Below are 23,284 nucleotides of genomic sequence, written 5' to 3'. Positions count from 1 at the left end.
GAAGTCATCTCTCCCATTCCAGATTAGTTAGATATTGATTTGCTGTCGGTGCTTTTTGGTACTGGCTTTTGCCTTAATAAATAATGAGTCAACACCGCAGATGCACAACCAAGCGCTCCTATGATAACGAAGCCTTCCTTTAACGTCAGCCAATCACCTGCAGCCCCCATAAAAAACGGCCCGACGAACATCCCGAATCCATAAATCGCCTGATAAAATCCCATAGCTGTCGCGCGCTTGTCCGGATGCATATGCTTGATGCTGAGTGACATCAAAATGGGTGTTGCCAAGCCTCTGCCAAACCCGGCAATGGCTTGTGTGAAAATCAGCCATCCCAAATCCGACGTAAACGGAATCATCATGCTGAATACCCCGTTAAGCACGAAGCCAAAAATAATAATCGATCGATCCCCAAACTTTTGCGCCAGATGCCGTCCTCCTACCCATGCAGCAACAGCCGTTGGAAACGTAGAAAAGAACGTCAGCAGCCCCATATCAAGCTTCGTTGCATGAAGCGACTGGGCGTACACCGGTGTAAAGCCGAAAACGGTTGCAAAGGTCAGGATTTGAAATAAAATGGCGAGCGACGAAACGACCAGCAGTGTGCGGTCACTGGCGACCTCCATGACGCCGCGGGCGGTAATCTTCTGCGCGTTATCATCAAACTTCTCAATGAGGAAGAAGGATCCGGCCATCCCGATCATTCCGACCACAGCACCGATCAGGAATGACGATTCCCAGCCGTACATATCGGCAAACCAGCCACCGCACAAGATGCCGAGCATCTGCCCCAATGTGTTGTAGACGCTGATCGTACCAATTGCCTTGGTCGTTTCATCCTTTTTGTAATAGCTGGTAAACAGGATCGTAAAATCGACCCAGGTCGCAGCCGCTGCGCCCGCCAATGCACGCAGAATCAAAATCCAGGTCACACTGTTAGTCACCAGTATGCCTGCCCCTGCGAGCACTGAGAACAAGAGCCCAAATGTAATAAACAGCTTTCTTTTGTGAAATCGGTCGGACATGATCCCTACTGGGATACGCAGCAGCATTTGGCTGAAGCCATACATACCAACAATCAGGCCGGCCATTTTATGCGAAGCACCTAGCTCCTCCACATAGGCTGTCAATATCGGCACACAGGTGTACATCGAAAACCAGAATAATAACGTCACGGCACAAAACAAGGGAATACGGTAAGAACGTGGGGCAGCTGCCGAAGTCATGCGGTCTCCTTTCGGTAAAGCTATGATCTATTACCTCGAATCATACCTAATATAACCGATGGAAGGAAGAGCTGAAATAATGATCAGTTGGTATGGATAATATTGCAAGTTACGCATGGGTAACTATGAATTGACTACATCATGCACTTGGGCAATTACATATCGGGTGTGAGGGGTATTGGAAAGGCGTAGTATAACGGCGGGTGGATAGCAGAGGATTTTTTCAAATCAGCAATTATAAAAATATAGCTGAAAGTAAGTTCAATATGGGAATATTTGTAAAATATGTTTAGGGGCGTACTATACCTATACAATAACTCAAAGGAAAGAATAAGTCTATTCTTTTCTCCCATTTTCACGTATATTTTTGAAGTCTGAACACCACCGAACAAGGAGTGAATTCATTATGCAAACCGACAAGCGTACTACGGCTCTAATCACGACCAGCTTATTAATAGGATTGATTTTATCCTCTCTGGACCAGACGATTGTATCCACGGCGATGCCCACGATTGTCCAGCAATTAGGAGGTCTTTCCTTATACAGCTGGGTGTTTGCTGTCTACATGCTAGCTTCTACCACAACGATGCCCATATACGGAAAGCTGGCTGATTTATTGGGACGTAAAAAGATATACTTAAGCGGCCTGACGCTCTTCCTCATCGGTTCAGCCTTATGCGGACTTGCAGGCACGATGACCGAATTGATCCTATTCAGAGGCATTCAGGGACTCGGGGCAGGCGCATTGATGCCTATCGCCTTTACCATTATCGCAGATATATATCCGCCTGAACGACGCGGAAAATTTATGGGATTGTTTGGCACCGTATTCGCTATATCCAGTATTGTCGGTCCTATTGTTGGTGGATTGATCGTGGACTTCTTCCACTGGGGCTGGATCTTTTATCTGAATCTGCCATTCGGCGCCGCTGCTATGCTTATTATGCTATTTTCCATGAAGGAGACGATAAGTACAGAGAAACGGTCTATTGACTGGCTGGGGGCGCTTACGCTAAGTGGTGCGGTCATATCCTTATTACTAATCCCCGTGCTTAGTGGCGATCACCAGAGCCAAGGTTCTATTTCTACAGGATTGTCCTCCACCATGATCGGTTTATTCGGAGTCGGCACTGTTCTCCTCGCGCTATTCATATGGATCGAAAGCCGGGTAAAAGAGCCTATCATTCCACTCCATTTATTCCAAATTCGCGCCATCAGCTTTAGTCATATTGCCGGATTTTGCATGAGTGCGGGGATGTTCGGAGCGATTGCCTATATTCCATTATTTGTACAAGGAGTCATAGGCGTAAGCCCATCCATAGCCGGTTATATTTTAACACCGCTTATGCTGTCAGCAGCCGTCACCTCCACGTTAAGCGGACGGTTAATGAGCAAGGCTTCTTATCGAGCGATTCTCGTTCCCAGTCTGATCCTGATGGCCATCGGGTTCCTTCTGCTAAGTCATATGCATCTGGAAACGACCCGATTGGAAATCATCCTGTATATGATTGTCACAGGGCTTGGTATGGGAGCTATATATCCGGTGCTTGGAACAGCTGCACAAAATGCCGTTGTACCCGCACTGCGCGGGGTAGCAACATCATCCTCGCAATTTTTCAGATCTATTGGAGGAACCATCGGTGTCAGCGTGCTCGGAGCGCTGCTTACTCAGCAAATGGCTGGAGGATTGAGCACATTAAGCCCATCCATGACTGGCCTTACTGCGGAACAGCTTCAGCATTTTACTGATCCGCAGGTGCTTCTTGACTCCAACTCACGAACTGCCTTACCTGCTGAAATCCTGCACATACTTCAACAAATATTTAGTGATGCCTTGAACCTCGTATTTCTTGTTGGTGCCATTCTGATCGTTGTCAGCCTCATCGCCAGCATTCTGATCGGTTCGGCCAGATTGGTTCCAAAGTCGGCCACAACCAAGCAAAGTTTAACGCAATAGCAGCTACAATTCATCCTCTATCCGTTTCACTGCGGGAAGTTAGCACCCGGTGCTGGCAGCCAGTGAAATGGAGTTGTATCGAAAAATAGATCCGGATTGACCGGCACATTATGAGCCCAAAATGTAAAATGCAGATGCGGTCCGGTGGAGAACCCCGTCGTACCCACAAGTCCGATGATATCCCCTTGCTTCACATGATCCCCAGCCTTCACGCGGAGCTCGGACAAATGCGCATATTGCGAAAACAAGCCCATGCCATGATCGATATAAATCGAGTTTCCTGTCAAATAGAGCAGCTCCGACAAGGCCACTATACCATCATTCGTCGCCTTGATCGGTGTACCCTCCTTGGCTGCGAGATCAAGCGCGCGATGACTGCTATCGAATTTCCCATTCACATAGCGGGTATAACCGTAGGGCGTTGTTAAAATCCCCTCAATCGGCTTAATAAAGTTCGTGCTGAACAAGAACTCGCTCTGAGACTCACTCCGTGCTTTATCGATTTTCTTCTGATCCTCATCAATACGTTTGGTTTCCTGCTTCATGGTTTCCATTTGCTTGGTGACCTGCAGGTATTGGGTTTGGAATTTTTTGGCCTTGATGGTTAGCAGGCTGTCACCAATCGGATAGCTGCCCGGCTTGATCGCAAGCGACATCGGCAAATAAGTGAAATAGCCCGCCCCGAAGGGCTCCAGCTTATAGGTCTTCCCTTCCCATGTGATTTCTCCCGGCTGTCCATGCCGTACGAGTACCACATCCCCTGGAGAGGCGGTTTCCGGCAGCACTGCCCACTCGGCCTCCATGGCCTTTTGTGCGGTTTCCTGCTCATTATAGAATGCCGCCTCTTTCACGGCTGCTTGTATGCGCACACGCTCCGCATCCATTTCCTTGGCTATATCCGCAGTCACTTTGGGATGCCAGGTCACACCTCCATCAATCGTTACCCACAGAGGCGCCTCTGCATTCGACCCATTCTCCAGCTGCACCCAGCCTACATTTCGGGTCAGGAACTGCGATTTGTACACCTTATAATCTGTGTCCTGTACATGTATGACAGACGGATTCTGCCCCTTGCCGCTCATCCAGCTTACCGTATCATCACTGACACCAACGGACTCTGAAGACAGCACAGCATTAGTGGAATCGGACGCAGCCGCCAGCCATTGGACACCACCATCCTTGGTAGTCATCATTCCATCGGTATAACGGGCCCAGCCCTGAGTCAAGTTATCCATGTGAAAATCGAGCAATTCCCGTTTCTTCACCTCGACTTTGGGGTTGACCGCCGTAACGGAGCCGCTCGCATCTGGTGCCATTACCGGAGACCGAAACCATACTATGACAGCCGCACATACCAATACACTCAATACCCCTAAACCTATCCGATATCGGATCGAAGGCTTCCCGGCGGCACGCTTGTGTACGGCTTTTCTCTCAAGCTTCATCTACGTTATCTCTCCTCACCTGCGGGAAGGGCTGTTCACCCGCTATTTCCAATTTCCCTTCCTCTATATTACGATATTCGCATTTCGGTTGCCATGACTTCTTGTACAACCCTCATGAGGGCGTAAGCATATGAAAGTCGATTTTGTCAAGTATTTTTTACGGAAATAGTTTCAGTAAGTAAGAGAAATGGTTAAAAGTTGTATGTAACCATTACATTTCCTACCACTTGGCAGCTATTATAGATGATTACCATTAATGAAGAGGGGGGACTTACGATGCAAATCAACAATTCCCACAAATTACACAGCGGCAGCCTGTACTGGCCGACAACTTTGTCGCATGTACCCAACTATCCGGCTTTACAAGGACATATCACAACCGAGGTAGCTATTATTGGGGGTGGCATCACAGGTGCCTTATGTGCAGCCGTTCTGGCGAGAGCCGGCATTCCGGCCGTATTGGTTGAGAGTCAGCGTATAGCTTCAGGAAGTACAGTCGTGAATACAGGACTGCTGCAGTTTTCGAATGATAAAATGTTAAGTGAGCTTGCCGATAAAATTGGCGAAACGGACGCTGTCCAGTTTTATGGAGAATGCCGCAAAGCTTTAACCCGTCTGTACAAGCTCACGGATGAAATCCCCTACGATACAGGATTTCATGTACGCAGCAGCTTGTACTGTGCGAGTACACCCAGCGATGTTCCGCGATTGTTCAAGGAATATTCGATGCTGCGAAAGCACGGCTTTCCTGTCGAGTGGGGCTCTCCGCACAATACAGGCCACCATCTGCCGATCCGCAAGCCTGCCGCACTCGTGACACACGGGGATGCAGAAATCAATCCGATCCGATTTGCTCACGGTTTAATTGCCGAGGCTGCACATAAAGGCGCACATATCTATGAAAACACCGTAGTGGAGGGCGTTCAACGAATGGGTGACAAGTTCGTGATTACGACAGATTTTGGCGAAATTGTCGCCAATCGGGTTGTACGCGCCGTCAGCGATATTCCGGGAGTTGAAAGCTCCTCACGCATCAAGCCGATCCTCAAACGCTCCTATGCTCTGGTCACCCCTGCAAATTCATTACCCGCTTCGTGGCCTTACGATTGTATGATGTGGGAAACAGCACGGCCCTACTTTTACTTCCGGACCACACCCGATCGGAGAATTATTGCAGGGGGTATGGATGAGGATCAAGCCGATCCGGCAGCCGATGCAGACTATTTGCTTAATCGCACCAGGCTGCTGCTTGAAGAGCTTAGGAGACTATTCCCTGATAAACAATGGGAGGCGGAATACGCTTGGTGTGGAACCTTTGGCGAATCGCCGGATGATCTTCCCTTTCTCGGAGAAAATTCCGAGCAGCCCGGAATATTTCATGCCTTGTCCAGCGGAGGCAACAGCACGGTCTACAGCATGATCGCTGCAGAGATGCTGCGCAACCTCGTCTTAGGGCTGGATCACCCTATGCTTGCTCTGCTTTCACCTGAACGTCCTACTCAACCACACAGCTCGGCCGTCAATACCATTTAAACACAAGTCACAGAAAGCTGGCTTTCACTTTCATCCGAGACGATGCCGTATCCGGCATCGTCTCTTTTTTATATTACATAATCAACCGCTTTGCAGCACTTTCTGCCGTTATTAATTTATTTGTGAAAACAGAAAAATAACAGAGGATATGAGCGAAATATGTCGAATAAGTTCCAATATCTGTGAAATTTACTTACATCAACGATAGGTGGCTGCAGCTATGATCCAGACATTGTTATCCAATTTGGCGCTCCTGACAACATTTCTTTTTTTCTCCAGCCGCTTATTCAAACTCCAACCAACAGCCCGATCCTCCTCGTTGTCCAATAAAATTAAGGTGGGTATTCTTCATGGACTGTTCGGTATTGTACTTATGTTTTTTAGTGTGAGCGTTTCGCCCCAGACATTTTTTGATTTCAGGAATAATACGATCGTCGTTTCTGCCTATTTTGGCGGCATTTATTCTTCCCTGATAACGACGCTGATCATATCGATTGGACGCTTACTGCTGTTTGGGGGCGTCAACCCTTCCTCCCTAATGGGAACATTCAACGCCTTGGTGGTTTCCTTTGTAGCTGTCTTTATTTTTCAAAAAGTAACCCATTATTGGAAAGCATGGCTGGGCACCATTTCCTTAAATATGCTGCTTGCGATATCATCTGTCACTATCCTGTTGCCCGCACAAAGTGCTGAAATATTACCCTATTATTTGCCAATGGTGTTAGCCAGCGGCCTGCTGGCGGCTTATTTGATCCGCTTTCTTGAAAAGTCCGATCAATTGCTCGTTACGGTTGAACAGAACGAACAACGCTACCGCAGCCTGTTCACGTTATATGACACCATCCTTCATGCTGCACAAGATGTCGCCATTATTGCAACGGATACCAAAGGTATTATTCATCTCTACAACACAGGAGCACAACGACTTTTCGGATATCCGGCGGAGGAGTTGATTGGCAAGCATACACCATATGTGCTGCACCTGCCTTCCGAAATACAGGAGTACAGTGAACAATTAAGCCGTCTGCACAAGCGTCCCATTGAAGGATTTGAGGTCCTGGTCGACTTCTCCAAGCATTCGGACTCTCAACAAAAAGAATGGACCTACGTACGGAAAGACGGGAGCCACCTGCATGTCAATATGATTGTCAGCTCCATTAAAGATCAGGATCAGCAAATTACCGGTTATCTGGGCATAGGTACGGATATTACGGAGAAGAAGCAGGCGGAGGAAAAACTGCTGGAGGCCAACCGTATTTTGCACCAGCTTTCCATGATTGACGGGTTAACGGAAATAGCCAATCGAAGATCCTTTGAGGAAAACTTGGAACGTGAGTGGAAAAGAGCGGAGCGCAGCTCGGAGGCGTTATCCTTAATTATGTTTGATATTGATTGTTTCAAGCTGTATAACGATACCTATGGACATCTGGGCGGTGACTTATGCTTGAAACGGGTAGCTTCCATAGCCCAACAATCACTTTACCGGAAGCCTGATTTGGTCGCGCGTTATGGCGGTGAAGAATTCGGAATTATTTTACCTCATACGAATGGACAGGATGCCTTTCTGATCGCAGAGAGAATTAGAGAAGCGGTTGAAGCGGAAGCCATTCAGCATAAAGGCTCGTCGGTAAAGAGCGTCGTGACGATTAGTGTTGGAGTAGCCACGATGATTCCTTATCCGCAGATGGACAAGGAAGCGTTGATCAGCAAGGCGGATAAGGCTCTGTATCAGGCTAAGCAGGAGGGGCGGAATCAGGTCAGAAGCTTCACTTAAGGCCTGTTCTTGACCTCCCTTATTCCGGGGATTGTGGTTGTTCTGCAGTCTCCGGCAATCTAACAGTAAGGGTCGTTCCTGTCCCCAGCTTGCTCTCTACAGTAATCGCTCCTTGATGCATCTCTATAATTCTGTGTACGATGGATAAGCCCAGTCCGCTGCCGCTGACCGATCGGTCCCTTGATATATCCGCTTTAAAAAAACGTTCGAAGATTCGTGTCTGATCTTCTTCAGCAATCCCGATACCTGTATCCGAGATACTTACCAAGACCTGGTCCTGATCCTTCTCCAAGCGAACCGTAATCGTACCGTCATCCGGTGTAAACTTGATACTGTTATACAATAAATTAACCCATACCTGGCTCAACAGCTCCTCATCTGCGACAATCTCCATATCAACCAGCGATACGTCCATGTCGATCTTTTTGCCGAGCCATTGCGGTTCGCAGGCTAATACCAGATTACGCAGCTGCTTATCAAGCCGATACCTCCCGGGGTTGTAAGGATAATGCTCAGATTCCAGCGAGGTCAGTTTCAGCAGGTTGTCACTTAAGCGTGATAAACGTCTGCTCTCTGTCTCGATAATGTGCAAATAATGCCTTCTCTCGTCCTCACTAAGATGATCCTGCTGCAGCGCCTGCGCAAAGCCGTTGATGCTCGTGAGCGGCGATTGAATTTCATGCGACACATTGGAAATAAATTCCTGTCGCATAACCTCCATATGCTTTAACTGCTGTGCCATATGGTTGATGCTGTCGACAAACACTTCGAAGTGCCCTTGGTGGCGGCTTGTCTTGTCCAGACTGACATTAAAATTCCCTTGGCTTATTTGTCTCATAGCCTCCATTACCACATGAATAAAGCGCATCTGCTTGGGCCTTGAGATGAAGCCGATGATGAGTATAATGGATATGGCGAACATCGACCCCAGCGCCACGTTAATGAGCTGACTGATCAGGTCCGGTACCGCTATACCCCTATAGGTATAAAACCAGGAGGTAATCGCATACGCCAGAGCACAACAGGCCACCTCAGCCAGCAGTGCAACAAGCATACCCATCACACCCTTTGCAAAATGCCGCAGCCTCTCCTTCTTCACCTTTCCCCCTCCAGCCTGTAGCCCAGCCCGCGGATCGTGCTGATTTTGAATAGTGGATCCCCATCTGTAAATCGCTCTCTGATGCGGTTAATATGCACATCCAGTGTACGTTCGTTTCCTTGAAAATCGTAGCCCCAAATGTCCTCGATCAACTGCTCCCGTGACAAGGTTCGTCCAGGATAGCTGGCCAGCTTGAATAACAGCTCAAACTCCTTTAAGGGCAGCGTCAAGACTTGATCTCCAAGCCTTACCTCGAACGTATGACGATTCATATACAGCGTACCAATCTGCACCTCCTGGGAAGCCGCTACCCGATACCGCTTCAAGAGCGCCTTCACCCTCGCAACAAGCTCTGCCGGCTCAAACGGCTTAACCAAATAATCATCGGTTCCAAGCTCGAAGCCTTTGACCTTATGAGTCGTTTCACCTTTGGCGGTCAGCATCAAAAGCGGCATATCGTAGTGCTCCCTCAGCTCACTGCACAGCTCCCAGCCGTCCATATTCGGCATCATAATATCCAGAATCACCATATCCACTTTGGTTCCCTCCAGCTTAAGGAGGGCATCCTGTCCATCAACGGCCTCCAGCACATCGAACCCTGCCCGCTGCACAAATAAGCGCACCAGCTCGCGGATATGCGGATCATCATCAACAACTAATATCGCAGGCATCTTGATACTCCTCCCTTGTTATCAGGCTCATCTGACACAGATTCCTCTCGCTTTAAGCCAATGGCTGCATACGCAGCTGCTGATCGGCAAAGTCGCGATACAGCGAATGGGACTGATACAGCTCTTCATGTGTGCCACTGCCCGTCACTTTGCCCTTCTCGATAAATACGATCTGATCGGCATCCACCACGGTCGATAACCGGTGGGCAATCACAATGGTTGTTCGGCCCTGCATCACGTTTTTCAAAGCTTTCTGCACAACAACCTCCGACATGCTGTCCAGACTGGACGTTGCCTCATCCAGCATCAAAATCTGCGGGTCACGCAGCAGCGCCCTTGCGATCGCAATTCGCTGCCGCTGCCCGCCGGACAGCTTAATCCCCCGCTCCCCAACCTCAGTTTCGTACTGCTTGGGCAGCTCATCTATGAATACATCGGCGTAGGCAAGCCGCGCGGCCTGCTGCAATTCCTGCTCGCTGATTTCCCGCTCCGTACCGTACGTAATATTATCGCGGATCGTGCCGGCAATCAACGGACTTTCCTGAGATACATAACCGATCTGGCTCCGCCATGACTTCAGGGACATATCATTGACGGATTCCGTGCCCATCCGAATGATCCCGCTCTGCGGCTCATAGAAACGCTCCAGCAGTGAGAATAGCGTCGTTTTGCCGCCGCCGCTTGGTCCCACAATCGCTGTTACCTTGCCCGGCTCGACCGTCAGACTTATATCTCTGAGCACAGGCTCCCCGGACTCGTAGGCATACGATACCTTCTCAAGCCGAATCGCCCGCTGACTGTCCTGTAAGGTAACGCCGCTGTCCAGCACTTCTTCATTTACCTTCAAGGTCGCAATAATCCGTTCAGTAGCACCCATCGCTTTCTGAAACTGTGTAAAGAAGTTCGATACCTGTGTGATCGGCATGACGATCTGAAACAAATACAACAGAAAGGCTACCAAATCTCCGGACGTCAGCTCGCCTGAGGATACCCGCAGCCCCCCATAGCCAACGATGGTCACGAACAACAGCATCAGCACAAAATACATCAGCGGTGCAATGAACGCCTGAATTCTGCCCTCACGCAAGCCATATCGGAATAAATGATCGATCCCCTGCTTGCCGTTGTCGTATTCAACCCGTTCTGCGTTGGATACCTTCACCAATCGGATCTCAGTCAATACCCGTCCCAGCACAGCGTTGAACTTGCCGGTTTCCTCCTGCAAGCCTTTGGATATCTTGTACATGCGGCGTCCCAAAGGCATCAGGAACAGCATGGAAAGCGGAATGACCATTATAATCAGCAGCGTCATTTTCCAATCGAGATACAGCAGCACCCCTATTGCGCCAATGATCGAGATCGAGCCGGTTATAAGGTTGGTCAAATTCTCCGTGATCAACCCTTTGACGATGCCTGTATCATTAATGATCCGGCTGATCATTTCCCCTGTTTGATTCTTATCATAGTAGGCGATCGGCAAATGCAAATGCTTTTTCCACAGCCGATCCCGCAGTGATGCCACCACCGTCTGACCCGCTCGGTTCAACAAGTAGATTGATATCCCTGCAGCAACCGCCTGCATGATAAAAGCCGCAGCCAAACCAATGATATGAATCCGATCTAGTGAGGCCAACGAAAAGCTATCGACCAAATTTTTGGTGAATAGCGGAATACTTAATCCAACCAATGTAGAGCCCATGCTCATTGCCAGCGCAATACCCATCAGCAGGAGCGGAGGCTTCGTTTGCCAGATCAGCTGAATGAATTCTCTCCAGCCACTGGTCCCATTTGCTTTTTTCATCCTATATCAACCTTTCCTTATCCATCTGGATTCGTTAAGAAGAACATACCCTATTTATATAAACACAATGTAAACGACAATTCCACATCTGGCCCAGCTACCCCATCATGATTAATAAATGCTGCTTACGGGTAATAGTATCTTGAGCAGAATGATGATCCATTCAAACTATAAAAGGAGTGATTACGATGGATAGCAACGTATTTAAAGGCAAATGGAAGCAAATCAAGGGCGAAACCCAGAAGCAATGGGGGAAGCTGACGAATGATGATATGGATGTTATTGACGGTGAGCGCGAAAAGCTGATCGGCAAAATTCAGGAGCGCTACGGCTATGAAAAAGACCGCGCTGAGAAGGAATACCATGAGTGGTCCTCCAGCTATGATTCCAAAACTACCGTATAAAACACAATTTCGATACCTGTTTTACTTTAACTTTTGCAATACAAACAAGGATCGCCCTATTGGGGCGATCCTTGTTTGTATTATGAGCAAGCGTCAAGAATGACACCATCTGATCGAAGACTACGAAATCTGAACACCTTTTTTGAGCGATTTGAAATTACTGTTCGTATTGGACAGCATAGGCAGCATTCTCATGCCACTGACCATAGGGGCTTGACACGAGCTGCAGACCGGCGCCGATTCGAACGCAAAATTATCTCGCATCCATCCCATGCAGGATTCATTCTCGCATGACCAAATCGCGATATTTTCCAAAGGGATATCCTCAGTCGATTTTTTTCGAAAATACATGATGAGCCTCCTCGATGATCTCAAAAAAAATCTGCCCCCAACGTAGGTTAAGGGCAGCTTGTAAAGCTTTTGAAATTACAATTTTACAACGTTCTCAGCTTGTGGTCCACGGTTGCCTTGAACAACGTTGAATTCTACTTGTTGACCTTCGTCCAAAGACTTGAAGCCTTCGCCAGTGATTGCGGAGAAATGTACGAATACATCGTTTCCACCTTCAACTTCGATAAAACCAAATCCTTTTTCTGCGTTAAACCATTTAACTGTACCTGTTTGTGCCATGTGTAATGACCTCCAAAATTTTATTAACATGCTGTTTTTATTGTTTACCACAAATAAAAAATTCACACATTGCGAAAGGTTCCATCTTCCATGATAACCCTTTGCAATATGTGAATATTGGTTACGGATTCTTTATTAAGTTCATCTTACCACACATAATTAAGGATAGCAAGTTGTGGTTGGCGATTTCACAAATATAAATGTTTTCCATCTCTGCCAGTCGCACTGCAGTCAGCATTTCTGGCGATGTAATACGTCAAAATCAATAGGCAAGGGGGCGGTATCTGCCCCCTGCTGTACTTCGAAGCTAACGATTCGTGGTCGGGATTCATCCTATATTCAAATTGAGGGCAGCAGCTCGCCCTGCTGAATACGGTACATCTGATAATATTTGCCGCGTTCACTCATTAGGCTATCATGTGACCCACGCTCGACGATTTGTCCACGGTCCAGCACCAGAATCAAATCGGCGCTTTTGATCGTTGACAACCGATGGGCAATCACGAAGGTCGTGCGCCCTTTTTTCACAACTTCCAATGCCTCTTGAATGACGGTTTCCGTCTCCGTATCAATGTTCGAGGTCGCTTCATCCAGAATCAGAATCGCCGGATTGAAGGCAAGTGCGCGTGCAAACGAGATGAGCTGCCGCTGTCCCGAAGAAAGCGTGCTGCCTTTTTCAATAACAGGCTCGTCAATGCCTTGAGGCAGATGCTCAAGCAGACGATTGGCACCTACAGCTTCCAGGGCTGCTTCCACCTGCTGTCTCGATATGGCAGGATCATCCAAGGACACATTGGAGGCTATCGTCCCGGTAAACAAATACGGATCCTGCAGCACAATCCCCATATGCTCACGCAGCGTCTGCTGCGGCAGGCGGTTTACGTCCATCCCATCTATCGTGATGGCGCCCTTCTCCGCATTATAGAATCGGAACAGCAGGTTCATGATCGAGCTTTTCCCCGAGCCGGTATGCCCGACGAACGCCACCGTCTGCCCCTTCATCGCCTCGAAGGATATGCCCTTCAGTACGTATTCACCCTCCTTGTAGGCGAACCATACATCGTCAAATCGCACATGACCTTGATAGCGGTCCATCTTGCCGTCTGCTACGTCGGTTCCTTCTACATCCAGCAGCTCGAACACCCGCTCTGCGGAGACGAGGGCCGTCTCCAGATTGGGCAGCTGGTTCACGATGTTGACAATCGGGTTGAACAATCGATTCAAATAATCCACAAAGGCATACATCACCCCAAGTGTGATCACATGCTCCGGTCCGCTTAAAGACATCCCGCCAAAATACCAAATGAGTGAGAGGAACGCCAAATTACGGAGTACCCCGACCAGATTATGTCCGGTTAATGAGTTTAGGCTCAGCAGCTTGTTTTGATACTTATACAGCTCGGTGTTGAACGCTTCAAACTCATTGCTCATCTTTTTTTCCTTGCGAAACGCTTTAATAATCGGCATCCCTTGTATCGATTCATTCACGATCCCGTTAATCTCGCTGACCGCCGCACGGATAATCCGGTTGTAACGCTTGGCAAATTTGCCGTACACGTAAATCCACAGCACGAGCAGTGGAAGGATAAACAGACAAATCGCCGCCAGCCGCACATCCAGCAGGAACAATGCCAGAAAAATTCCCGCCATATAAATCGTTCCTGTAAAAAAGTTCGCCAGCACTGTCACATACAGCTCGCGGATCGCTTCGGTATCATTCGTGACGCGCGATACGACCTTGCCTGCAGGCAGGTTATCGAAATAACGAATCGGCAACCGATTAATTTGACCGAACACATCCGTCCGCATGCGGCGAATAATCCGGTTGGCTGAAGCTTGCAGGAAATAACGCTGTCCATAAGAGAACAGGGCCGATACCACAAGCAAACCGAGATAAAACCCGCACAAGCGCATCAATCCGCCGAATTCCGGCTCGAAGAAGCGGACAAGCTCACCAGTATTCAGTCTTCTTGCGGGATAGGTGCTGACATTCGTGCCGCTGTCAATGGAAATCCTCCCTTCACTCGTCATGCTTCGCAAACCATCTGCCTTGACAGGTTCTGGGATAAAGTAATAATCCTTGCCGACCTGAAGCACACGCACCTCACCGCCATGAGCTTCATTCGCTGCAAAGTGATCGACTCTTTTATAGAAGACACCTTCATAAGCAACCGTGTACGGTCCTGCCTCTCCCGTCGTATACCAAGGCTTGCTGATACCGGAAATATGCACATCGATAATCCGTTTCGCTATGAACGGTCCTGCCAGATCCGTGCCTACAGCAACCGAGAGCATCATCAGCGCCACCAGCAGCTGCTTTTTATAGAGAAAGGCATAGGCGATAAGCCTGCGGATCGTTGCCGTTTTACTGCCCTTGGGCGGCTCCTTATCCAGCTCCAGCAAGAGATCAGTTCCATCCGGCTGCGGTTTGTCCTTGTTAGGAGGCTGTGTGGAGGGCTGCTCCGAGCTGCCGGTCGCCGCTCCCTGAACCTTTTTGTCAGCCGAATCGGATTCTTGGGCTGCCACTTTCCCCTCAGTATCCTTAGTGCTGTTCACTTTCTTCGCATTACGTTCCTTGTCCAAGCTCATTGTGATCACCCGCCTTCGGTTCCTTCGGCTTCGAACTGCTGCCGTTCATACTGCTCCTGATACCAGCCCTGCAGCTGTATCAGTTGTTCATGTGTGCCTTGCTCGATAATTCGTCCTGCATCCAATACGATAATCCATTCGGCATGTCGAATGACCGACAATCGATGGGTCGCAATAATCGTCGTCTGATCCGCTCGCAGTGAACGGACGTTGGAAATAATCTCCGCCTCCGTCCGCGCATCTACGGCAGACAATGCATCATCCAGCATCAGAATAGGCGGATTTTTAATAAGCGCTCGGGCAATGGATACACGCTGCTTTTGTCCACCAGATAAAGCAACACCCTTTTCCCCAACCAACGTCTCCAGTCCATTCGGCAAATAAGCCAAATCCTTACTGAGTGCCGCTGCATGGAGTGCACGATCCAATTCCTCTTCTGCGATATCGTTACCAAAGCAAATATTGTTTCGAATCGTTCTGGAAAATAAAAAGGGCTCCTGCGGCACATACCCGTACCACGATTTCAACTGATCCATATCCCATTGTTCAATGGGTATACCCGAGATGGAGATTATCCCCTGTCCGGCTGGATACTCCCGCAGCAGCTGCTTGATGAGCGTGGTTTTGCCGCTGCCTGTGCGACCCGCAATGCCAAGCGTATTGCCCTGCCTCAACTTAAACGAGATATCACTCAAATTGTCCGATAAGGAAGACGGATAGCGAAAGGTCACATGGTTGAATTCAATTTGCCCGGGCTGCTCAATTCCTGTTGTCTCACTCGCCATAGGCTCCGGAACATCCGGCTTATAACCCAATGTTTCATGCACACGATCAAGGGAGGCGTTGCCCCGCTGCATCACATTAATAAGCTCACCAATGGCAAACATCGGCCAGATCAGCATCCCGAGATAGACGTTAAAGGAGACCAGACCACCAATCGTCAGCTCATTATGGTAAACCAGATAGGCGCCATAGCCCAGACCAATGAGGTAGCTGGCACCCACCAATATTTTGATTGTCGGTTCAAATAAAGCATCGATTCGGGCAACTGCCAAATTTTTATCCAGCACATCCTGCGTAATATTGGCAAAATCACGCTCCGCCTCACGCTCCTGGGTGTAGGCGCGGATTACGCGGATACCGGAGATCGTTTCCAGCACCTCATCGTTCATATGTCCAAAAGCATTTTGCGCGTCCATAAAGCGCTGATGAATCCACTTCCCGTATAGGCTGACCAGAATCGCCATAATCGGCAGCGGTATAATCGAGGCCAGCGTCAGCTTCCATGATACAAACGCGGTCATCGTGACAAGCAGGGTTGCCATCCACAAGGTGGAATCAATAAACGTCAATATCCCGAAGCCGGCCGTTTGTGCGACAGCCTTCAAGTCATTGGTCGTGCGTGCCATCAAGTCCCCTGTCCGGTTCCGTTCATAGAACGTTGGTGTCATTTTCAGAAAATGACTCATCAGCCTTGACCTCATCAAACGTTCAACTACAAAGGAACCCCCAAATAATTGATAATGCCAAAAATACGCCAGCACATAGACACCTACCAGAATACTCGCCAGCTGAAGCAGCGTCATCGTAATGCTTTGCCATGTCACTTGTCCGAGCTGAATCAGGTCCACCGTACGCCCGACCAGCATCGGCGGGATAATTTCCAGAAGACCTGCCAGGGTGAGCAGGATAATCGCCACGGTATACCGCTTGCGCTCCAGCTTAAAAAACCATCCCAGCTTGTGCAGCACATCAATCATAAGTCACTCTCCTATCTCTAAATACAAAAAAGCACACCGCTCGTATGCGATGCGCCTTATATAATAAAGGCCCATGCCACGAAAAACGTGACATGAGCCTTGGATTCACCAGCAATACCCATGATGGGTTAACTGCATCTCTTGCGTCCAAAGGTCAGGAAGGCCACGTCATCAACTATGAAATTAAGGGCAAATCTGTGATCGCCAACATGTAGATGGACTGTGCTTGTATGCATGTTATTCATCGTAGACTCCTCCTTTTCCTGAACGATTAGGGATACTTGGGTTGATTGGTCAATAAGATCGATTGGATATATTGTAAGTTAACATGGCGCGTAAAGTGCTGTCAATCCTTTTATATGGAAATATTAACTATAATTGTTCTTTCTCGTAAGGGTATTTATTACGGACCTGCTGTATCGCCATCTAATCACAGCACCGTATAATGCCTCCACTCCTCGGGCAGCAGACGTTGATATTGAGGCTGAAGATAGCGGTCATCCACCAGCATCAGTAGTCCGCGGTCCTGCTCCGAGCGAATCAATCTTCCCCCGGCTTGCAGTACCTTGTTCATTCCCGGAAACACATAAGCATAATCATAGCCATGAAGACCCGCTGCATTGAAATAATCCTTGATGATATTACGCTCCAGACCCAGCTGCGGCAATCCTACACCTACGACCACAACACCTGTTAGACGATCTCCGACCAAATCGATCCCTTCCGAGAAAATTCCGCCCATCACGGCAAATCCAGCAAAGGCTTCCCGATTGTCTGCATCAAATGCCCCCAGAAAGCTATCGCGATCTTCCTCCGTCATGTCCGCCTGCTGCAAAATTGTTTTTCTATGGGGCGCCAAGACCATAAATTCCTCGTACACCTCATTCATATAGGCGTAGGAAGGGAAAAAGAACAAATAATTGCCTGGCGTTGTGTCCAGCAATTGACTGAGCAGCTGTGTGAGTGGCGCTTTCGTACGTTCGCGATCCTGATATCGGGTCGAGAGCGGTTGAATGTATACGTCAAGCTGTTCTTTGGAAAAAGGAGATGGGATCGATACCGTGTAATCATCCTCCCCCGCTCCCAGCATTCTCATAAAATAAGCGAAGGGGGCCAGTGTTGCCGAGAAAAAGATATGAGAACGGTAGCCTTTGCCCATCTGCTGCAGCAGGTAGGAAGGGTCAAGGCAGAACAGCTTGATCTCAACCTCGCTTCTTGTGCATTCGGCGTAGGTTACAAAGCGTTCATCATATAGCTTGGCAATCCTTACAAAGCTTTGAGCGGCAAAATACGTATCCAGCAGCAGCGAATGGTCCGACGTCCCTCCGTGGGAGGAGAGCTCCCTTTCCGCGTGGACAATAAAATGTTCCAACTCATCAAGCAGTGCCTGCGGAGGCTCCTGAGTAATTTGAATGGGTTCCGTGCTTTGTTTTCTGAGTGAAATGAACTGCTCATTAACGGCTTTTGCCGCTTTGCTGACGCTCTGACTAAGTGCCTTGAATTCCCTTTGAACGTTCAAAAAGTCCGATTTATGCAGCATACCTGAAAACATTTCCCGCGCCCGATCAACCAAATTGTGAGCTTCATCGACAAGGATTGCCGTCTGCTTCTTCTGCTCGGCGAGCAGTCTTTTCAAGGATACACGTGGATCAAACACATAATTATAATCACAGATGATGACATCCGCGGCATAGGCAGCATCCAGTGACATTTCAAATGGACACACCCGATGCTTGCGGGCATACTGCTCGATGATGGGCCGATTGATCAGTGTTTCACGGGTTAACATATCGAGCAGCGCGCCATTAATCCGATCATAGTAGCCATCCGCAAACTCGCAATGCTCCTTCGTACACCTGACCTCATCCTTGAAGCATATTTTATCCTTGGCAGTCAGTGTAACCGTATGGATATGCAGCCCTGCCGCCTGCATGAGTGCAAAGGATTCCTCCGCTGCCGTTCTTGTCGTCGTTCTCGCGGTCACATAAAAAACACGCTGCAATAGCCCCATGCCCATCGCCTTGACAGCAGGAAAGATCGTCGAGATCGTCTTCCCTGTACCTGTGGGCGCTTTGGCGAACAGCTTGCTTCCCGTTTCTATCGATTGGTACACAGCACCTGCCAGTTTGCGCTGCCCTTCACGGTAAGCCTTAAAAGGGAATTGCAGCTCACGGATACTGCTATCCCTTTGCCGTACGTGCCGTTGCAGCATTTGCGCATAGGGGGCATACTGCCGGACCATCTCCTGCATATGCTGCTCCAGCTCCTCAAATGCTGACTCCTTGACGAACCGTTTCTGCTGCTCGGTATCCACCTGTACATAGGTAAGCTGAACGCGCATCCGTTCGAGTCCCTGCGCACGAGCATACATGTAGGCATAACATTTGGCCTGCGCCCAGTGGGCCGGGAACATGTCCTCGGTTATGAGTGCGATGGACATGGCAGTCGATTTAATCTCATCAATCGTATATGCAGCCTCGGACAGCAGCAGCCCGTCGCATCGACCATCAATGACAAACAGGAGATCACCGTAAGGGATCTCCGTTGTCAGGTATACTTCCTTCAAGTCGTGCTCGCCATACTGCTTTTGGATATGCTGATGAGCCTTCGTACCTTCGGTCAGCGAGCTGACCGTCCGAAATCCGGAATCAATGCTTCCGCTGCGGCACACATATTCCACCAAGGCTCGTACCGCTATTTGTATGTTCGGCAATGGAGGCTTCGTAGATATGCCCGGTATAGGTTCGTCTTCAGAAATTGCTGGGTTCACGGGTGTTGTAGGCTGGGTCGGTTCGTTCCCTTGCATCGTATCACCTGTCCATTAATCAGGAATAGCAGTTCGAGGTAAATATCTATTCCAACTATACCACACATATGTTCGCGTTCATAGCGGTGCTGATTGTACTTAACTTGTTCCCAGTGATTGACTTGTCCGTATAATCGCAATGAAACAAATTTACTCGCCTTCTTCCAGATTGAAATCGATCCTACCTTCGTTGCGGCCATCCTGACGATCGTCGTTTATTAGATCCAATACGGCGATCGAGTGCAAGTTAATAGGAGGCTAATTGTTAGGATGATGAATATGGACATGCGCGGGTATGTGTATATTCATAGCGAATAGAATCATTGTGTACGAGCAAAAGGAGCTGCCGCGGCAGCTCCTTTTTGTGTATATGTGCCTTGTTGCTCATAGCTAGTTGCTTCAGCTAGGAGCACAGCTGCCTTTTACCCGAGCAGCTTTTGTCCTGGCTTCCAGTTGGCAGGGCATAAGCCACCAGCTTGCAGTGCTTGCAGGATACGAAGCGTTTCCTCGACACTGCGGCCCACGTTCATATCGGTCACGACCTGATAACGCAGCACACCTTCGGGATCAATGATGAACAATCCACGGTGCGCAGATCCTGTAGCTTCGTCCAGAATACCATAAGCACGTGCGGTTTCCTTCGTAAAGTCGGAGGCGATTGGATATTGGATGCTGCCGATACCGCTTTGATCACGCGGTGTTTGAATCCAGGCACGGTGTGTATACACGCTGTCGACAGATGCACCTACGATCTCGCAATCCAGCTCGCGGAATGCTTCGGCATGATCACTGAAGGCGATAATTTCGGTCGGACATACGTAAGTGAAATCATAAGGCCAGAAAAAGAACAGCAGCCATTTGCCTGCATAATCCTCTAAAGCGACATTCTCCTCTAGAGTCGTTAAATTTTTGGTGGAGGGCAAATTAAAGCCTGGAGCTTTTTCCCCTATTTTGGCTTGAGATACGACTGGAAATGGTTGTGTCTGTAATGTCATTTGATGTTCCTCCTGATCGTTAATTTGGGTTAGATATTGGGGTTAAATAGATGGTCGTGCACCAGCTTATTCTCCGGCTAATGCTTTTTTGATTCGTGTCGTGTTCATGCCGAGAATGGTGTGCTCACCGATGACGGTTACCGGTATGGAGCTCATCCCCATATTTTGCAATTCGTCGGCATATTGGTCGTTGGTTTCGACATTGCGTTCTTCAAAAGCGATATTTTGCTCGTTTAAATATTTTTTGAGCTGATTGCAATAAGGACAATGGTTACCGGTATAGACGATGACGTTCGCTGCAGCTGTGGACATAGTATTTCACTCCTTGTATGGGGTCTCGTTTGACCCTTTATTAAATTTAGACTAAGTTTAAAAACTTGCTAAAAAAAGAATACCATTCAAGCAGGTTAACTGCATGAAGGTATAATGAAGGTATCGTGAAGGTTTCATGAAGAGCTTAATCGGTTAATCTGTAACCCACACCACGAACGGTGACAATGTATTGCGGCTGCTTCGGATCGTCGCCCAGCTTGTGCCGCAGGCTTTTGATATGCGCATCTACAGTATTGCTGCCTCCGAAATATTGATCTCCCCATACCAGATCCATCATCGTCTGCCGTGAGAGCACACTGCCGTCAGCACTGAGCAGCACCTTCAGCAAATCGAACTCGGTTTTGGTCAGATCGATCCGTATTTCTCCACGGGATACAACCATCCGTTTCAGGTCCATCCTGATATCTTTGTGCTGCAATTGATCATTGCCACCGAATACGGGACGACTGCTTGGAGCATCGAACGATTGGATACGCTCCACGAGAGCCTCCATCGATGAAGGCCACACAATGAAATCACTCCCAACCTGATTAGGTGGCGTTCCTTCACTGACCAGGGACAGCATCGGAATGCCGCGCGCACGCAAATGCTGAATCTCTTCATCCGACATACTGCCCCGTGTCTGATCAATCAGCAGCAGATCACCCTGCAGCAGATTGAGTGCCGAATCATCGGCATGGTGAAATAAAAGAACATCATAGCATTTGACTGTCAATTCCCCAACCAAGCTGTGCAGCGAGGCCGGCCATGGACTGATGATCATAATTCTTCGTGTGGTGACGCAAAAGTCTCCATCCATCGGGTAGTCTGCTGCTACCGATTGTTGTGGAATCGTCTGAGGACTCGGACTCAATGGATCGGTTTGGTTGATATTTTGCATGCCGCACACACTCCTTTAAACAAATATTGCTGCTCTTGTATATCATAGCCGGTCTCTTCCGCTACATGGTGCAGCCACTCCTGCGGTGCATCGGTGAATACCTCGTCGACCCGGCCACAGGAAACACAGACGATATGCTGATGATCTTCTGTTCGCGCGTCGTAGCGGCTGGAGTCTCCATCGAGCTTCAGCTCGCGAATCATCCCTTCGTCTGTCAAATAGCGAAGTGAGTTGTACACGGTCGCATAAGCGAACTGGCAGCCGCGTTCCTTTAGCCTCTCCATCACATCGGCCGCAGTCGGATGATCTGTTGCCATCGTTACAATTTCCAAAATCGTCTTGCGCTGGATGGTTAGTGTTCCTTTTCGTGTCATCGCAAGCTCACCCTCTATAGTTTATATTTAGATTAAGTTTAAATATAAAATGGCGAGAAGTCAATACATCGTTCCACATCCAGGCTGCTTACATAGAAAAAGCAATAACCCTCAATGACTCAGGATTATTGCTTGGAGGTATCCTTTTTAGAAATCAAAGTTGTCAGGGTCAGGGCCTACCCGCTGGTTCAGATTCAATCCATCTATTCGCTGCATATCGGCATCTGTTAATTGAAAATCGAACACCGCGGCGTTTTCAACAATCCGATGCTCTTTGGTCGATTTGGGGATAGTCACAACGCCGTTTTGCAGGTCCCATCTGATAATAATTTGAGCGACAGATTTACCGTAGCGCGTGGCGATCTCCTGCAGGTCGGAATTATCCAGCAGCTGCCCTTGCATTAAAGGAGACCAAGCAGCCAGTTGAATATCGTGCTGTCGGCAAAATACCTGAAGCTCCTTTTGGGTTAAACGCGGATGGTATTCCACTTGATTCACCATCGGTTTGATGACTGCATCCTTCATCAAGTCCTCCAAATGATGGATCTGGAAATTGCTTACACCAATAGCTTTCACTCGCCCTGCTTGGTACAACGTCTCGAGCGCTCTCCATGCCTCTTTATATTTACCTTGAACAGGCCAATGAATGAGGTATAGATCCAAATAGTCCAGACCGAGTTTATTCAGGCTATCTTCATAGGCCGCTAATGTTGCTTCATAGCCTAAATCGGCATTCCATACCTTAGAGGTGACGAATACCGCTTCTCTGGCAATACCCGCTTTCTCGAGCCCTTCCCGGATGCCTTGTCCCACACCAGCCTCATTGCCATAAATGGCCGCTGTGTCTATACTGCGGTAGCCGTGCCCAATCGCGGTTTGCACAGCTTGAACCAGCTCCGGCCCTTCTTCTACTTTAAATACCCCAATCCCCAACCATGGCATCTCTGTACCGTTATGCAAAGTAATTGTATCCTGTAAGTTGTTCGTCATCTGGATAAACCTCCTAA

Annotated in this window: 19 protein-coding genes; 4 read left to right on the top strand and 15 right to left on the bottom strand. The window is 48.6% G+C overall.

The features are described 5' to 3' along the window. Positions 1–23: 23 nt before the first annotated feature. Positions 24–1,226 carry an MFS transporter gene (locus NST47_RS02590; RefSeq protein WP_341153819.1) on the bottom strand — a complete coding sequence of 401 codons (1,203 nt, stop codon included), beginning with the start codon at positions 1,224–1,226 and terminating at the stop codon, positions 24–26. A gap of 406 nt (positions 1,227–1,632) precedes the next feature. On the opposite strand from NST47_RS02590, the gene NST47_RS02585 reads away from it, so the two are divergent. Then, complete coding sequence (locus NST47_RS02585) at positions 1,633–3,183, top strand: MDR family MFS transporter (RefSeq protein ID WP_341153818.1); 1,551 nt, start codon at positions 1,633–1,635, stop codon at positions 3,181–3,183. Positions 3,184–3,209: 26 nt separating this feature from the next. On the opposite strand, the gene NST47_RS02580 is transcribed toward NST47_RS02585, so the two are convergent. After that, entirely contained in the window at positions 3,210–4,628 is a 1,419-nt protein-coding gene (locus NST47_RS02580) for a M23 family metallopeptidase (protein WP_341153817.1), read from the bottom strand. A gap of 276 nt (positions 4,629–4,904) precedes the next feature. Here NST47_RS02580 and NST47_RS02575 point away from each other — a divergent pair, with 276 nt between their 5' ends. Both NST47_RS02575 and NST47_RS02570 read left to right on the top strand, forming a co-directional pair. After that, positions 4,905–6,161, top strand: coding sequence for an NAD(P)/FAD-dependent oxidoreductase (locus NST47_RS02575; protein WP_341153816.1), 1,257 nt, complete (start codon positions 4,905–4,907; stop codon positions 6,159–6,161). Positions 6,162–6,381: 220 nt separating this feature from the next. Beyond that, positions 6,382–7,935, top strand: a complete 1,554-nt coding sequence (locus tag NST47_RS02570) for a diguanylate cyclase (RefSeq protein ID WP_341153815.1) — start codon at positions 6,382–6,384, stop codon at positions 7,933–7,935. A gap of 19 nt (positions 7,936–7,954) precedes the next feature. Here NST47_RS02570 and NST47_RS02565 read toward each other — a convergent pair whose 3' ends face one another. The 3 genes from NST47_RS02565 to NST47_RS02555 are packed head-to-tail and all read right to left on the bottom strand — an operon-like array spanning position 7,955 to position 11,506. Next, positions 7,955–9,034 (bottom strand): HAMP domain-containing sensor histidine kinase, encoded by a 1,080-nt coding sequence (locus NST47_RS02565; RefSeq protein WP_341153814.1) that lies wholly within the window; start codon positions 9,032–9,034, stop codon positions 7,955–7,957. Further along, on the bottom strand, positions 9,031–9,705 hold the full coding sequence (locus tag NST47_RS02560) for a response regulator transcription factor (RefSeq protein ID WP_341153813.1): 675 nt from the start codon (positions 9,703–9,705) through the stop codon (positions 9,031–9,033). The genes NST47_RS02565 and NST47_RS02560 overlap by 4 nt, the downstream gene beginning before the upstream one ends. A gap of 52 nt (positions 9,706–9,757) precedes the next feature. Then, positions 9,758–11,506 carry an ABC transporter ATP-binding protein gene (locus tag NST47_RS02555; RefSeq protein WP_341153812.1) on the bottom strand — a complete coding sequence of 583 codons (1,749 nt, stop codon included), beginning with the start codon at positions 11,504–11,506 and terminating at the stop codon, positions 9,758–9,760. A 188-nt stretch (positions 11,507–11,694) separates the two neighbouring features. Here NST47_RS02555 and NST47_RS02550 point away from each other — a divergent pair, with 188 nt between their 5' ends. After that, entirely contained in the window at positions 11,695–11,910 is a 216-nt protein-coding gene (locus tag NST47_RS02550) for a CsbD family protein (protein ID WP_341153811.1), read from the top strand. Between the two features lie 120 nt (positions 11,911–12,030). Here NST47_RS02550 and NST47_RS02545 read toward each other — a convergent pair whose 3' ends face one another. The 10 genes from NST47_RS02545 to NST47_RS02500 form a co-directional block, all read right to left on the bottom strand. Beyond that, positions 12,031–12,261 carry a cold-shock protein gene (locus tag NST47_RS02545; protein WP_076235816.1) on the bottom strand — a complete coding sequence of 77 codons (231 nt, stop codon included), beginning with the start codon at positions 12,259–12,261 and terminating at the stop codon, positions 12,031–12,033. A gap of 75 nt (positions 12,262–12,336) precedes the next feature. Next, entirely contained in the window at positions 12,337–12,540 is a 204-nt protein-coding gene (locus tag NST47_RS02540) for a cold-shock protein (RefSeq protein WP_076235817.1), read from the bottom strand. 339 nt (positions 12,541–12,879) lie between these two features. Next, positions 12,880–15,129, bottom strand: a complete 2,250-nt coding sequence (locus tag NST47_RS02535; protein ID WP_341153810.1) for an ABC transporter ATP-binding protein — start codon at positions 15,127–15,129, stop codon at positions 12,880–12,882. A 5-nt stretch (positions 15,130–15,134) separates the two neighbouring features. Continuing rightward, positions 15,135–16,889, bottom strand: a complete 1,755-nt coding sequence (locus NST47_RS02530; protein WP_341153809.1) for an ABC transporter ATP-binding protein — start codon at positions 16,887–16,889, stop codon at positions 15,135–15,137. A gap of 430 nt (positions 16,890–17,319) precedes the next feature. Beyond that, on the bottom strand, positions 17,320–19,602 hold the full coding sequence (locus NST47_RS02525) for an ATP-dependent DNA helicase (protein WP_341159590.1): 2,283 nt from the start codon (positions 19,600–19,602) through the stop codon (positions 17,320–17,322). Between the two features lie 515 nt (positions 19,603–20,117). Continuing rightward, entirely contained in the window at positions 20,118–20,690 is a 573-nt protein-coding gene (locus NST47_RS02520; RefSeq protein ID WP_341153808.1) for a peroxiredoxin, read from the bottom strand. Between the two features lie 66 nt (positions 20,691–20,756). Next, positions 20,757–21,002 carry a glutaredoxin family protein gene (locus NST47_RS02515; RefSeq protein ID WP_240415575.1) on the bottom strand — a complete coding sequence of 82 codons (246 nt, stop codon included), beginning with the start codon at positions 21,000–21,002 and terminating at the stop codon, positions 20,757–20,759. Positions 21,003–21,147: 145 nt separating this feature from the next. Beyond that, the gene (locus tag NST47_RS02510; RefSeq protein WP_341153807.1) at positions 21,148–21,903 is read right to left on the bottom strand and encodes a winged helix-turn-helix domain-containing protein; all 756 of its coding nucleotides are present in this window, start codon (positions 21,901–21,903) and stop codon (positions 21,148–21,150) included. Further along, positions 21,873–22,277 carry a Fur family transcriptional regulator gene (locus tag NST47_RS02505; protein ID WP_341153806.1) on the bottom strand — a complete coding sequence of 135 codons (405 nt, stop codon included), beginning with the start codon at positions 22,275–22,277 and terminating at the stop codon, positions 21,873–21,875. The genes NST47_RS02510 and NST47_RS02505 overlap by 31 nt, the downstream gene beginning before the upstream one ends. Before the next feature lie 147 nt (positions 22,278–22,424). Further along, a complete protein-coding gene (locus NST47_RS02500; RefSeq protein ID WP_341153805.1) occupies positions 22,425–23,267 on the bottom strand; it encodes an aldo/keto reductase in 843 nt (280 codons plus the stop codon). Between the last annotated feature and the right edge of the window lie 17 nt (positions 23,268–23,284).

Origin of the sequence: Paenibacillus sp. FSL H8-0034 (assembly GCF_038000305.1) — a bacterium.
Taxonomy (GTDB): Bacteria; Bacillota; Bacilli; order Paenibacillales; family NBRC-103111; genus Paenibacillus_S.
This window is presented reverse-complemented; position numbering and strand designations above follow the sequence as displayed.